7 protein-coding genes are annotated in these 15,788 nt (G+C 36.8%); all 7 read left to right on the plus strand.

Annotation, left to right across the window (positions count from 1 at the left end):
• The first annotated feature begins 3 nt into the window (after positions 1-3).
• The 7 genes from FTRAC_RS14975 (at position 4) to FTRAC_RS15010 (ending at position 15,560) form a co-directional block, all read left to right on the plus strand.
• On the plus strand, positions 4-4,341 hold the full coding sequence (locus FTRAC_RS14975; RefSeq protein WP_185094412.1) for an FG-GAP-like repeat-containing protein: 4,338 nt from the start codon (positions 4-6) through the stop codon (positions 4,339-4,341).
• Between the two features lie 3 nt (positions 4,342-4,344).
• Positions 4,345-5,859, plus strand: a complete 1,515-nt coding sequence (locus FTRAC_RS19415; protein ID WP_013455117.1) for a PorP/SprF family type IX secretion system membrane protein — start codon at positions 4,345-4,347, stop codon at positions 5,857-5,859.
• A complete protein-coding gene (locus FTRAC_RS14985) occupies positions 5,843-7,564 on the plus strand; it encodes a hypothetical protein (protein ID WP_013455118.1) in 1,722 nt (573 codons plus the stop codon). Before FTRAC_RS19415 ends, FTRAC_RS14985 begins: the two co-directional genes overlap by 17 nt.
• Before the next feature lie 71 nt (positions 7,565-7,635).
• Entirely contained in the window at positions 7,636-12,231 is a 4,596-nt protein-coding gene (locus FTRAC_RS14990; protein ID WP_148230093.1) for a fibronectin type III domain-containing protein, read from the plus strand.
• 604 nt (positions 12,232-12,835) lie between these two features.
• Positions 12,836-13,756, plus strand: coding sequence for a hypothetical protein (locus tag FTRAC_RS19420; protein ID WP_013455121.1), 921 nt, complete (start codon positions 12,836-12,838; stop codon positions 13,754-13,756).
• 55 nt (positions 13,757-13,811) lie between these two features.
• Complete coding sequence (locus FTRAC_RS15005; RefSeq protein ID WP_013455122.1) at positions 13,812-14,177, plus strand: hypothetical protein; 366 nt, start codon at positions 13,812-13,814, stop codon at positions 14,175-14,177.
• A 213-nt stretch (positions 14,178-14,390) separates the two neighbouring features.
• Positions 14,391-15,560: an ATP-binding protein gene (locus tag FTRAC_RS15010; RefSeq protein ID WP_013455123.1), complete on the plus strand. Its 1,170-nt coding sequence runs from the start codon at positions 14,391-14,393 to the stop codon at positions 15,558-15,560.
• The last annotated feature ends 228 nt before the right edge of the window (positions 15,561-15,788 follow it).

Raw genomic sequence — 15,788 nt, forward strand, 5'->3', positions numbered from 1 at the left:
TCATTGACCTCAGTTATAGTAAATGCCCAGAACTTTAATGAAGTAGCTTCTACAGGACTTCCTGCAATAGGAAATAGCCAGATAGAATGGGCTGACTTTAATAATGATGGATTTAAGGATGTTCTGATTCTCGGTACTGATAATTCCGGTGGAATAATATTTGAATTGTATTCCAATAATCAGGACGCTACTTTTTCAGCTTCAGGTTTGCCAATTGGGGCTTTAAAAAATTCGAATTTTAGCATTCATGATTTTAATGATGATAATCAGCTTGATATTTTCTATACGGGTAGAGATGATTCAGAGAATATTAAAAACTATCTGCTGATCAATGATGGAACAGGGTTTACAATTCTTAATGATGTCATTGGCCAGTATTACAGAGCCAGAATTTTATCCTTGGATATAAATTTAGATGGTCAATTGGATTTGATTATCAGTGGGTATAATGAAAGCAATACCATTGAACAATCCGTATGGATTCAAGATGATTTATCTTTTACTGAAAGTACAGATTATGCACTTCCTGATATAGCCGTAGGAAGTTTAGTGGCGGCTGATTTCAATAATGATGGGATTATGGATTTTCTAACTTCAGGGGAAAATTCCAATGCCCAGTTTGAAACTCATATCTACTTAATCAATAAAGATGCTAGCCTAACAGAAAAGATTTTCTCACCTATTTCCAATATCTTAATTAGCGATATAATGGCTAAGGATTTTACTGGGGATGGGCTGACTGATTTTGTGTTTTTTGGCATAGATGGTTCATTTAATTCAGTTAAAAAATGGTATAAACAAGATGGATCGAATTATACTGAAATCAATAATGTAATAGATGTAGAGTCGAATGCATCTATCGATATGCTTGATCTAGATAATGATGTAGACAAGGATTTTGCGGTAAGTGGTTTGAACAACTCGGGAAATTATACTACTCAAATTTATGATAATGATGGTTCAGGAATTTTCACATTAAATGGAGAAGTATTAACTGGTGCATCCAGTGGCAGTATCAATATTGTTGACTTTAATAATGATAGTAAGAACGACTTGTATGTAAGCGGCTATTCTGATGTTGATCCTGATAATGCAATTATTAATTATTTATCAGAAAACAATACTGCTTCCACAAATGCAAGCCCTTCGATTCCTGCAAACCCAGCAAGCATTGTTTCTGCTAATGAAGTAAATTTTTCATGGGATAAGTCAACTGATGATTTGAGTTCTTACAATGAAATCAAATATGCTCTCACTTTAGGTAGTTCCACAGGCAATTATGATCTAATAAGTCCACTTAGCCTTAATAATGGGGTTGATCCCTTAATGGCTGAAGTATCTTTATCAACTCACAATCAATATTACCTCCAAAATTTAGATGAGGGTGAATACTTTTGGAAAGTAAGGGCAATTGATGCAGGGGGGAAGAGTTCAGCATTTTCTGCTAAAGAAAGTTTTATCATTTGCGATTCACCTGACTTAGGGCCAGATCAACAAATTTGTTTTGAGGATGCGGTTCATTTGTCTGCTGGAACTGCCTCAGATGTAGTCAATTGGTATTCGAAAAATGATGGATTGCTTCAAAATGGAGGAAATGATTTTTCATCAAGTTTTCCAACTAATGACACTATCATTGTAGAAGTGGAAAAGCCTTTGGGCTGTATTGTTTATGATACAGTAAATGTAGAAGTAATCCCACTTCCTGTAAGTATGCTTCCAGCTGATACTTCAGCTTGCTATGGGTCAAATATTTTACTGGAAGTATCCACTGATTTTAATAAAGTCAATTGGTATAGAAAAGATGAAGGATTAATTAGATCAAATAGCGAGTTTATTGAAATTGGATTGTTTGATAATGACACGATTATTGCAGAGCTCATCAATGCTGAAGGCTGTATTGGAAAGGATACCGTTTTACTTTTTACTAATGAACTTCCCAATAAAATAGCAAATCAAAACTTTTCTTTGTGCTATGGGGACAGCTTGAGCTATACTTTACCCAATAATTACGATTCAATCCGATGGGAATCCTATCAATTGGGTTTGATTGCCTCCAATATGCAGGGCATAGATTATCTTTTTAATGAGAGTGATACTTTATTAATCACCAAAGTAAATGAGAAAGGATGTTCTGGTACAGATACTGTATCTGTGACGATAAATCCTTTGCCAACTATTGGGTTAGTATCAGAAAAAAGAGTGTGCGAAGGTGAGATCGCTGAAATATCCATTGATGGTACTTGGGCAAATATCAATTGGAGAAGCGCAAACAATGGCTTGATTGATACCAATGTGAATAGCATCGGAATACCCGTAACAGCAGATGACTCCATTTTTGTATCTGTAGAAGATTCATTTGGTTGTGTCAATGCAGATACCTTGAGGTTGATTAAAAAAGACCTGCCCGTATTTGATTTAGGAAATGATACGACCCTTTGTATTTATGAAAGCATCTTATTGGAAACTTCCTCTGGTTTTTCCAAGGTAGAATGGGAATCCTTACAGCAAGGGATATTAGAAGAAGAGGATTGGTTTCTGAACTATGAGGTGTTTCAAACGGATACTTTAATCGCTACAGCTTATGCCTTTAATGGTTGTACTTATGCTGATTCTATCATAGTAAATGCCGTTGATTTACCGCAATTTTCATTGGGTGAAGACAAATCTATTTGTATTGGAGATTCTGTTAGCATTAGTTTAGATGGAAGTCCCGACAGTGTGAATTGGTATATGGACGGAACACTTCTAGAAGCCCATGAAAATTCTATTCAATTATTACATCAAAATTCCACCACTATAATTTCAGAGTATTTTAACACCACCAATTGTGTAAACCTCGATACTCTTTTGGTCACGGTAAATGATTTGCCTACTCTCAATCTAGCAGATACTATAAATGTATGCGAAGGAGAAATGACGACTATTTCAATTGATGAAAATTATCAATCCATTGATTGGTATTCAGAAAATGATGGACTAATAGCGTCTGATCAAATTGAAATTAGTTTTCAAGTTACACAATCAGACTTGATATGGGTGGAGGTACAGGATACTAATTCTTGTTTCAATAGTGATAGCATTAGAGTAATTAAAAATAATTTACCAGAATTTTCTTTAGGTCCAGACCAGCAAATTTGTGAAGGAAATATAGTTCAACTTGAAATTGATAATCCTGCAGATTCTATCAATTGGTTTAATAATTTAGGCGAGCAGTTGTTAGACACTACAGCTATCTTGAATTTTGAGGTCAATCAAAACCAAACTTGGTGGGCAGAGCAATGGAATGCTACCTCATGTGTTTTTAGCGATACTATTCAAGTCACCAACATTCCACTGCCTGTTTTTGATGCAGGGGATTCCATTTTGATCTGTGAAGAAGCCGAAATACAATTAAATCCTGAGGGAATTAATGAAAATTGGACTTTTGAATGGAGCCCGGCTGCTTTCTTATCCGATGCCTCTAGTGCAAATCCTTTTGCGAATCCTGAAGAAGATACATGGTTTTTCCTTGAAGTACAGAATGAAGAAGGGTGTGTTTATATGGATTCAGTTTTTGTGGCTTTGGATCAACCCTTGATTTTAGATGCTGGTGAAGATAGAACCATTTGCTTGGATGAAGTTACTGAGTTGGGTGGGGCACCTACAACTGATGGCAGCAATTTTCCTTATAATTATGAATGGAGCCCGGCTGAAACCTTAGATGATCCGAATGTGGCAAATCCAATAGCGAATCCATCAGAAACCACAACCTATCAATTAATTGCTTGGGCAGGAAATTGCAAAGCGGATACTGCAGAGGTTACGGTTAGCGTTCAATTGCCTCCTGAGATTACACTTACGGCTGATACCACTATTGGAGCAGGAGATGCCATTCAGTTGCTAGCTTCTGGAGGAAGCTTTTATCAATGGAAGCCGGAAAGAGGGCTGTCCGATGCTACCATTTCCAATCCAGTTGCAAGTCCTACTCGCACCACCACTTATACTGTCGAGGTCCTAGATTCATTAGGTTGTATATCCGAAGAACAGATGACCGTTTTTGTAGAAAATCAATTATTTATACCTAATCTCTTCACGCCCAATAATGATGGTCAAAATGATTTTTTCAAAGTCTATGGAGCTGGGATAAAACAAATTGAATTCAAGGTATTCACCAGGGGAGGAAAATTATTGTACAGTACCAATTCTGTGGAGGAAGCCTATGGAGAAGGCTGGGATGGAAAATATAATGGTAACCCAGTGGAATCCGGAGTCTATGTTTGGAGCATAAAAGGGGAATACTTTGATGAGCGTCCTTTAAGTTTTAACGGACAACAATCAGGGGTAATTAATTTAATGAGATAGCGGATGGAGAAAGTTTACGAAAAGAATCCTATTTATTTAGAGAATTACTTGAGCAATTGCTTTTCCAAAGCAGTTGGATTAGCACTGATATTTTGTGCTCTAATAAGTAGCTCACTTTATGCTCAAAATGCACAATTTTCCAATTACGGTGTTGGTGAAATAGCACTGAATCCTGCAGCTTCCGCTTCTGAAAATTTGATTGGTGCTAATGCGCTTTATAGAATTCAACGCTATAATAATGGAATGAGCATCAACAGTACCCAACTGCAATTTCAGTATGCTCTAATCAATCAAACAGCTGGAAAGCGGTGGGGAGGATTTAGTTTGGTGGCTCAAAGTGATAAAGTTTCGGAGGGTATTCCTTATACCTTTTATAGCATAAAGCCTGGATTTGCTTATAATTTGGAGATAATTCCCAATAATTTTTTGGCAATGGGCGTGGAGCTGAGTGCTAATCAATCAGGCTTTAATGCTGCCAACTTCACAACAGGAAGCCAATGGATGAATAATCAAGGATTTGATGAAACTGCTGACTTGGGGGAAGAATTCCAAAGACAACAGCTCACTTATTTTTCAGCTGCAACCGGATTAATGTGGTACGATAATGATCAAGAGGGTTATCGAAGAAATTATTTAGGCTTTTCAGTTTTTAATCTTAATCAACCGGTTCGAAGTTTTATTAGTGAAGATGATCAAATCCCAATTCAATATACAGCTTTAGGTGGATACCAATTTTTCAATTTAAATCGCCATGCTTTTTATGCAGAAGCTGTAGGGACTAAAAGCTTGAATGAAATTTTTTGGGGAGCAGGATCAAGATGGTCTTATCGATTTGAAGATACTAGCCCTTTCGATCCTTTTACAGCAGGTAAGTTGGATATTTTTGCTCGCTATTTTTCTGGGGATCGTATTAGCTTAGGAACACAAATAGCCCAAAAGAATTTTTCACTAGGCTTTGCAGTGGACTTGCATTTAGAAAATGCTGCGCAGATGGCTAGCACTGAGTTTTCAGTGAGCATATTTAAACGATTGCCTATCACTAAACAAAAAGAGGTGGCTAATGATGAATATGCTATTGGAAGTTCCAGAGAATTTGAGGATGATAATTTCCAAGATCAGCCAGTAAAGGTCATAGAAAAGGAATACCAAACTTCAGTAAGCCGAGATTTCTCATTCGAACTTAGAAAAAACTTCAATTACGGGTTTAATGAAACCAATTTGAATGATGAGGCCAAATCCTATCTGGATGATATTGCCGTGATGATGGAGGCTAATCCTGCTTTAAAACTAAAAGTGACCGGTCATACCGATAACATAGGGACAGAAGACGCCAATCAAAAAATTTCGGAAGAGCGTGCAAAAGGTGTTCGAGATTATCTGGAAAGCATTGGAATAGCTGCTGAAAGATTGAGCTATGAAGGAAAAGGAGCTACTGCACCTCTTTATAAAAACAATACTGAAGAAAATAGAGCGAAGAATAGAAGAGTAGAATTTTTAATTTATGCTGAAAAGGATTAAACTAAATATCATCATATCATTGATGTTTGTAGCGGCTACTTTTCAACTGCAAGCACAAGACCTGAGCCAGATTGGAAAGGGAAAAGCACTAAAGGTAAATGGTGGTATTTCGCTATCTCAATTATATAATACTGCCTTTGGAGGTGAATTGAATAGAGAACCCTACAGTTATTACCTTAATGGAAATATTAACTTTTCAATTTATGGCTTAAGCATTCCATTAAGCTTTAATTTTTCAAATGAGCAATTCGGTTATTCCCAACCTTTCAATCAATATGGAATTAGCCCAACTTATGAATGGATAACATTGCAGGCGGGCTATACAAGCATGAGTTTTAGTCCTTATACTTTAAGTGGTCATTTATTCTTAGGTGGTGGTGTTCAATTGCGACCAGATGGCCCTTGGTCGGTAAGTGCAATGGCAGGAAGATTACAGAAAGCAATAGCAGTAGATACTGCAGTTGGAAATCAACCCGCCTTTCATAGGTTTGGCTACGGAAGTAAAGTCGACTATCAAGGAAATGGATATAATCTTAATTTTACTTTTTTCAAGTCGAAAGACGATCCCTCAACAGCTACCAATTTAACGGATAGCATGGAAGTATTTCCTGAAGAAAACTTAGTGTTGGGTATTGGTGGAAGTACGACCTTATTTAAAAGAGTAGCTTTAAATTTTGAATATGCAAATTCAGCTATTTCTCGTGATATCCGATCTGAAGGAGTAGAGAGAGGAACTTTTCAGCCATTTCCTTCTGGTGGCGCTTTATTTGAACATAGACTTTCCACTGCTTATCATCAGGCATTTAAAACTGGTGTGAATTATGGTGGAAATGGCTATAATATAGGGTTAGGATATGAAAGAGTAGATCCTGGATATAAGACCCATGGTGCTTATTTTTTCAATAATGACCTTGAAAACATTACGGTTAACGGAGGAACGCAATTATTTAAAAGTAAATTGAGCATCAGTACCAATGTCGGGCTTCAAAGGGATAACCTTAATGATGCCAAAATTAATCAAATGACACGCTGGATAGGTGCAATCAATTCTAATTGGACAGTTTCCAAAAAACTGAATGTGAGTGCTTCTTATTCAAACTTCCAGACCTATACAGTTATCAGATCGCAATTTGAGGACATCAACAATATTGATCCGCTTCGACCAATTGATACATTGAACTTCACCCAAATTTCCCAATCAATTAATGCGAGTAGTAATTACATCCTCAAGGCAGATGAAAGCCGGGTTCAATCATTAAATCTGAATTTGTCAGTGCAGCAATCAAGCGATGAACAGTCGGGCGAGGAACAGCCAACAGGTTCTAAGTTTTATAATAGCAATATAGGTTTCAGCAATCAATGGAAGGAATTAGGGCTGAATATTTTCACTTCTATTAATGCCAGCTGGCAGGAAGCCGGAGAGATCAATAATACTACGCTTGGGCCAGTGCTTTCAGTGAATAAATCTATGTTTGAAAAGAAACTAAGGCTCAGCCTTACCAGTGCTTTTAATAATAGCTATTCACAAAGTGATTTAACCAATACTGTATTCAATTGTCGTTTAAGCGCAGCTTATCAGTATAAGGAAAAGCATAATATTAGCTTTACCAATGCCTTTTTAGCCCGAAATACACCGCAAGATGATGGCAGTACGAATAAATCAACGCAATTAAATGGCACTTTAACCTATACTTATCAATTTTGATGTACACATTGCAACATATCGTAAGAAAAGTGAAAAGCTGCAGCCTTGTAATTTTAGGTTTTTTACTATTCATGGCAAAGGCTGAAGTTTCAGCACAAGGCACATCAGCCCCTGTGCAGGTCAATAGTCAGTTGACACCGCCCAATTCCATTTATCTATCTGATTATGCCAATGCCTCATTAAATAAATGGCCGATTACCTTAACATTGCGTGATTTTACCAAATCTGATTACCGTGTAAGGCTACGGATTACTATTGAAAGCCAGACCGTTCGCTTAAGAACGAAGCCTAGTTTCCGGCCAACGGGTATGTATCTCAATGCCGGTATCCCAACACAAGTGCCATATGATAAACTTGGTGCTTATTTAAACCCCAACAACTTAGAGATTAGCGGCATTAATCCAAGTACTTTCTCTAATTCACAACAGCTGCCAGAAGGCTTTTATACCTTTACGGTGGAAGTGTTGGATTACCAAAGAGGGAATGTAGTAAGTAATCTAGGGAGATCAGTGGCATGGATTGTTCAGAACGACCCTCCTTTATTAAACCTCCCTTATGAAGATAAATTAAGGATTCAAGAACCACAGCAAGTCCAGTTTCAATGGACACCCCGACATACGGCATCCCCGAACAGTGCATTCGAGACAGAATATATATTCAGACTATGGGAAATATGGCCAGCAGATAGAAATCCATTTGAAGTAGTAAGAACTTCAAATCCTATTTTTGAACAAAGGACAAATTTAAACAGCTATTTTTATGGCCCTGCAGATATCCAATTGATTCCCGGGAGAAGCTATGCTTGGCAGGTGCAGGCAGTTAGCAATATTGGGCGCGACTTATTTAAAAATGATGGGAAAAGCGTGGTAGAGAGCTTTCAGTATGGTGATGAATGTTTGCCTATTACAGGATTGGGGATTGAAGCATTAGGCCCCGACCGCATTAAGGCAGACTGGACAGGGGATTGGAACCATTCCGGCTATGTAGTGAAAGTTAGGGAATCCGGCACCACCGAATGGACCAGTTATGCTACCAACATAGAAACGCAAGTACTTTTTGACTTGGAAACGGATACCGAATATGAAGTACAAGTATTCTCAAAATGTGGAGTACTTACAGGCGAAGGCTCAGATGTTTTAGCAGTAAGAACGCTGGCTGCCAGCGAAAGTAATTTTGAGTGTGGAGTTGATCCTGATAACCCAGCTATCACTAACAGAGAGCCTATTGCCAACTTACAAGTAGGCGATAAAATTGAGGCACTTGGCTTTAAGGTTCGCATTACAGAATTAAGCGGTTCAGGTCCCTATAATGGAAAGGGCGCAATAGAAGTACCACTATTTAATTTAGCGGGCGTTAAGGCAGATTTAGTAAATATTGAAGTAAACACCGATAAAAAACTAATAGGTGGATTTGTAGAAACCACCTTAAACCCTGCAGGCCCTTTTATTGTAGGCTTAGGTGGAGGAGATGAACTGGACGAAGGAAATGCTGATACTGCAGAAGATGGAACAGAAGAAACACCGGATACCGATATAGAAGTTGATGAGGTAATCTCAGATGTGGATGTAGATGATGAGACAGGGGTGATAACTGTAACAACCGAAGATGGTGAAACCACCACCATAGACCCAGATGAAGAAGGAGTAGATGAAAATGATGATGGGGATATCGTAATAGAAGATAGCAATGGCGATACCTGGGTGGTAGGGCCGGATGGAAATGTAAGTCAGGGACAGAATACTGGTGGACCATCCAACCCAAATACACTACCATCTGATGCTAATGTTGACTTTATCGTAAACTTTGAGAAAAGCGATCAGCAGCAATACGGATTTGATGCCAAATCCTTAGAAACCCTTTCCAGCTACTATACCCAAACACAGGTCAGGGATAACGATTACTGGTTAGCTTGGAAGTCAGTTGCCAGTGGACGAACCGATAAAGTATTGGCCAAACAAAGCAGCGGAGACAGCTTTAATAATGCCATAGGTTTTAAAACTATTACTGGTAATCTGCCCATCACCGCAGCTTCAGAAGATTTGGCCAAAAATGTGACCGTACAAGGCACCACCCATCAGGATGAGCAAGTAGTACAGGCCTATGTATTGAAAGAAACTCAGGATGATCAGGGCGAAACTTCGGAAGAAGAAATTATACTGGGAGAACTAAATGTAGTCAGCTATGACAAGCTTTCACAAAAGGTAGTCATAGTACCGGTTAATGGTGTGTCTGCACCAACGGCTTCCACACTTTCAAACGAATTGAACCGTATATACGGGCAAGCAGTGGCAGAGTGGGAGGTAGTAATGGCAGGCAACTACACCAGCGAAATGTCATTAGATGGCTTGGATGATGAAGGGAGTAGCACGTTTTCAGCTTATTCCTCTGCCATGAATGATTTTAAACGCGAGTATAAGCGTAATAACAATATTGATAGAGATGCTTATTATGTATTCCTGATGTCGGGCACAGGCTCCAGCAAATTGGGTTACATGCCGTTTAAAAGGCAATATGGATTCATTTTCAGTGACAACACCAATGAACTCACCAAAACCATAGCTCATGAACTGGGGCACGGGGCCTTTAGGTTGCGCCATACCTTCAGTAATGAAGGTTATATAGCGAGCCAGGGAAGCACCAATAACCTGATGGACTATAGTGACGGCACTAAACTCTACAAACACCAATGGGATTTGGTGCACGATCCTGAAAATGTCAATACACTTTTTGAGGATGAGGAGGAGAGTGCAATGGGAGGAGAAATTGAATGGGTGGAGTTTGATGAATTTCAATTCAGTCAGCCGATGGAAGCTCAAAATAAAGCTGGGTTTTTAACTTATTTAACCCCAACAGGCTATCCAATTACTTTACCCTTTGATGCGCAGCCCACATTTTCGGGAACTACTAATAATGATGAATTAAACGATTTAGTAGTAAATGGAGTGCTTTTGGGATTCAGATTAGGTTCAGATTTATTTACTAGTTCATATGGTAAACGAAATGGCAACTGGATGTTTAAAGGTTATAAAAAATTAGGATCAGATAACTATTTCTATAAAGACGAAAATTCATCTGGGCTCAATTCGATATATACCGTTATTGTAGGAAAGTATGAAGAGGAAAACTGTGCTATCAATATAGGTTTAGGAGACTACCAGCAGGATTATACAGCGATTGAAGGAAATGAAGAGGAATGGCAAACCATTTCTGCTGAATTTTCTTTAGAATCCATTTCAATAGATTATACAACTGCAGGGAAAGATTATATAGATAATAATTGTATCAAGGAAGGGCCTGGGAAATATTTTTATGATCTCAGGAAGGATAATGGGTACATTTCAGAGTCAGAATTAATTGAGCTTTCTATTCTAATAAATAATCTTCATGAAAGTATTTATGACGAATATGTTGAAGAGTCAATTGAAAATTTAGGGGCCGATGATCTATTCTTTTACGATTTAGGGGCATATAATTCTAAGGAATCCTATAACAATTTTAAAGAGGCTTTAATTGAATTTAACACTAATAAAAGCATAATAAAGGATACTTTTATTGAAATAATAAATTCAGAAAATTCAAGTTCAGATGAAGCACTTAGGGTTCTAAGTATGATGACTGTCCATCATTGTGAGACGTTGACAGCAGAAAATAGAATTAAAGCATTAAAAAAGTTAAATGAAGGAGTATTAACTGGAAATTGGTTTTCCTCAAATGGAGGAGAATTCAATGTTATTAAATTAATTTCAACTACACCGGAAAATCAAATACCAACATTTTTTGATGGCTTAAGGCAAGATGATTTAATAGCAGATCTTGACAAAGGGGTAAACAATTTTTTTGGACCGAACAATTACACTAAGTTTATTATAGAGCTAAGTAAGCTTTTTTATCAATATTATGAAACAAATCCTGCTAACGAGGAAATGCTAAGTAAATTAATTGATGAAGGGAAAATCATACGATGGACAAGTATTGATATGACATGGGTTCAGGAAAATGAGTACAGTGCATATTACAGTGGGGGTGATCTAATTTTTAAATTAAGTACTACGGATTGGGAAATTGGTGATATACCAGACGATACCCAGTCCAGCTATGCTCTTGCAGATGCAGTTACAGAAGTTGGAAGTGAAACAGAATTCACTTTTAATCCTTTCGAACCAGTCGGGATATTTTTTGAAACACAGGATGCAGCTAATCAAATAGGCGCAGTGGCAGGTGAAACTTATATATTTCCGGCATTTTACTTTCTATGGTTAAAAAATGATTCAGATAATGAAAAAATGGAGCAAGGAATTTCTGATGCTGTTTTAATAGGTAGTTTTTTTTATGGAGGAGCTGAATTAGTCCTTGCGAAAAATATAATAAGATTTGCCATTGCATTAGGTCAATTGAATATTAATATAATAGGGGTTATATTAGATGAAGAGACGAGAGAAAATCTGAAAGATAATGGATTTGAGGATTTTTTAATTGCGTTTGATATATTATCAATTGGTTCCGAGATGGTTTCTCTTAGAGAAGGTAATTATCAGAATGCTGTAAATTTGATTAATATTTGGTCATCATCAAAAAACTATATGTCTAACTTTGTTAGTGAAACCGAATATGATCAAATGGATACTTTTATTAATAATCTGGATGAAAGATTAAATACTGAGGAATGAGTAAAGTCCGTAATTTTTTTGATAGAGTAAGATACTTGAGAAGTTTTAAATTATTAATTTTTTCTTTTTTTTCAAGTGTTTTTCTGATTGTATTATTATATGAAAATATGACCCGTGGATCAGATGTTGATTGCTTATCTGGTGAAGTCACGAATATCTCTAAGTCTAGTTATATGAATAGGTCAGGAGGTGTAAGAAAATATGACCTAAAGATATCATTGGAGGGTAGACAATTCGTTCAAAGTTTTGTGAAAAAGAAAGAATTTGAAAATATTCTAAAAAAAGTTAAGATGTCAGATTCTTTAGAGATTTGCTATATAAAAAATCAAGTGATCTCTATAAAATCACAAAACAAAGAAATATTTAATGCGAATTTCAATAATTTATTCCTTATTTTTCTCTTAGTTCTAAGTATTTTATTTTTTATTTTAACTGTTTATTATTTACTAAATTATAAGAGCGATTTAACTCGCTGAAAATAAGGAGTGGATTTCCTCCAACCTCGATCCCCTCCAGTTCCCGCCATGCTCTGCATGGTGGCTTGTTTATAATTAACTTGAGGCATCCATTATTTAATTATGCTCTATTTAAACCCCAGGATTTCATGAAAATTATTTACACTGTATTCTTATTCCTATTCACTATTCAATCAAGCATAGCTCAATCAAGCCTTGACCAACTGAATAGCTACATGCAAGAAGTGAGAGCAGGAAGCTACGAACCCGTCCCACAAAACATTTTAACTGAACAAGCGCATGCAAATGAGCTGTTAACCGCTTTGGTTACCTACCAAAATGATTCAAATGCAGTGATAAGAACAAGAGCTTATAATATTAGCAAACGTATAGGCCAGAACCATCCTGAAATTGCAATAAGGCAACAAGCCATTAGCCAACAAATTAAAGCGCTAGAGGATAAGGATGCAGGTATCATGGTGAAAGCCATCAATGCACTTACTGGTTTTCAAAATACAGATTTCACCACTAACCAACAATTAAGGATCATCAACAGGCTCAAAGCAAATATTCCGCACTTAGCCCAATATGCACGCTTGGTCGGTTATATGCCTAATGAAGCAGCTATTGAATCATTAAAGCAGGCTCAGGTTCAAGTAACAGATGGCTGGGAAAGCTTTAATTTAAATTTAGCCTTAGCCAGAAGAGGAGATGAGCAAGCTACCACTGCAGTGCTCAATAAAATACAGAATGCCCAAATCAATGATGCATTTGTCTATGATATCGTGCCGGTGTTGGTTTATACACGTTCAATAGAAATCTTTAATTTTTTGAAAGAACTGATTTTCAGCGATGAAGCCAATTGCAGCTCCGCCAACCCAGATAGCAATGCGAACATATTATGTGGCTACCGCATCATGGAGTATGTTGCACCCGCCATTGAGAACTTCCCACTACCAACAGATGAATATGGTGAACTTGAAGTGGATGATTATGAAACTGCTTTGGTAAGGCTGAGAGGATGGCTGACCCAAAATCCAGATTACCAATTGGTAAAAGACACGTATTAGAGAATCTGGCACCACAGAAGAATGGACGAGTTATGTTACCAACATAGAAACCCAAGTGCTTTTTGACCTGGACGTGGATACAGAATATGATGTAAAAGTGTTCTCAAATTGTGGAGTGCTTACAGACGAGGGCTCGGATATTTTTTTAGCTTTCACCCGCCAAAAAGCAGCCGTGGATGTTTTGGTAGAGCAGGTATTCAATGATAAGCAAAACTGCTCCTCACCAGACCCGGACAGCAATCAAAAAATCACCTGCGCCTACAGAATATTGGAAATCATAGCCCCCATTATCCAAAATTTCCCCATCCCCGTAGATGAAGCCACAGGAGATTTGGATACAGATGATTATGAAGCAGCACTGCAACAGTCAAGGGAGTGGTTGGAAGCCAATCGGGCGGATTATGTTGTTATTAATGGATAGGTTTTTTTATCGAAAAGGCAGATTGCTGAAAAAATATTGATTTAGATTTCACAAAATCAAAAATTTACTATTTAAATTTCCCGCCCTGCAGTTCTTATCCCAATCAAAACACAAGTCGTAAAGAAGTATTTCGCACATCTTATTGAACATTTTTAATTAAAATTGCTTAATGAGTTGTGCATTTTGTATCTTTGTGTAAAGAAGTACATTATCATGAGAACACTATATCAGAAATTTGAGACGCTATTACAAAACACTACCTCAGATTTTAAGCGTTATTTATATGAGAATGTCTCGTGGGATAGCAGAATGCTTGGAATTATTGGTCCTCGTGGGGTCGGGAAAACCACCATGATTTTACAGCAAATCAAGGAAAATTTAGATAGCAAAAAAGCATTATATGTATCAGCCGATGATATGTATTTCAGTGAAAACAGACTCTTTGACTTAGCCGATGATTTTTATAAAAATGCAGGAGAGCACTTGTTTATTGATGAAATACATAAATACAATGACTGGTCTAGAGAATTAAAAAATATTTATGATTCATTTCCAACTTTGAAAATTGTTTTTACGGGTTCTTCTGTGCTTGACATACTTAAAGGATCATCGGATTTAAGTCGTAGAGCAATAATTTACAAATTGCAAGGGCTCTCTTTTCGTGAATATTTGAAATTCTATCATAATTATGAATTAGAAGCTTATTCATTAGAACAAATCGTTAATAATGAGGTAAAACTTGAAAATATTCAACACCCCTTACCCTTATTTAATGACTATTTAAAACGTGGGTATTATCCTTTTGGAATTGAAGATGAAATGGATTTACGTTTGGGTCAAATCATTGTACAAACATTAGAATCCGATATTCCGCAATACGCAAATCTAAATGTAGGAACAGGTCGAAAACTTAAGCGCTTGCTTTCAATTATTGCTGAAAGTGTGCCTTTTAAACCCAATTTTTCTAAATTATCAGCAATGATTGGTGTAAGTCGGAATTCCTTAGATGATTATTTTTCATATATGGAAAAAGCTGGACTTATTGCGCAGTTACGCAATGAAACAACGGGTATTCGTGGACTAGGAAAAGTTGATAAGGTGTATTTAGATAATACAAATGTCATTTTCAACTTGGTTCGAGATAAATCAAATATTGGAAATTTGCGAGAAACATTCTTTTTCAATCAAATGCGAGTAGAAAATGAAGTAACATCTTCAAGAAAAGCTGATTTTGTTATTGATGATTATACGTTTGAAGTTGGAGGAAAAAATAAACAACAAAATCAAATTGAAAAAGATGGCAAATCCTTTTTGGTAAAGGATGATATTGAATATGGTTACCGCAATGTTATTCCTCTTTGGGCTTTTGGATTCAATTATTAGAAATACATTAAGATGAAAGGGATGCCAGTCGTTAAATAGCCTTTAAAATCTAGGGCAGTAAAAATTTTCAGCTTTTAATAAAATTCAGTAATAATTTGAAGAGTAAGTGTATAAAAAATAACTCTAGTATTTATGTTTGAAATACTAAGTAATTTACTGTTAATGCATGCGTGTACTCAATAAGCTTAAGCCCCCTAACGTAATGGTGAGTGCTTAGATTGTTCTAAA

The sequence above is a fragment of the Marivirga tractuosa DSM 4126 genome, from assembly GCF_000183425.1.
In the GTDB taxonomy this organism is placed as follows: Bacteria; Bacteroidota; Bacteroidia; order Cytophagales; family Cyclobacteriaceae; genus Marivirga; species Marivirga tractuosa.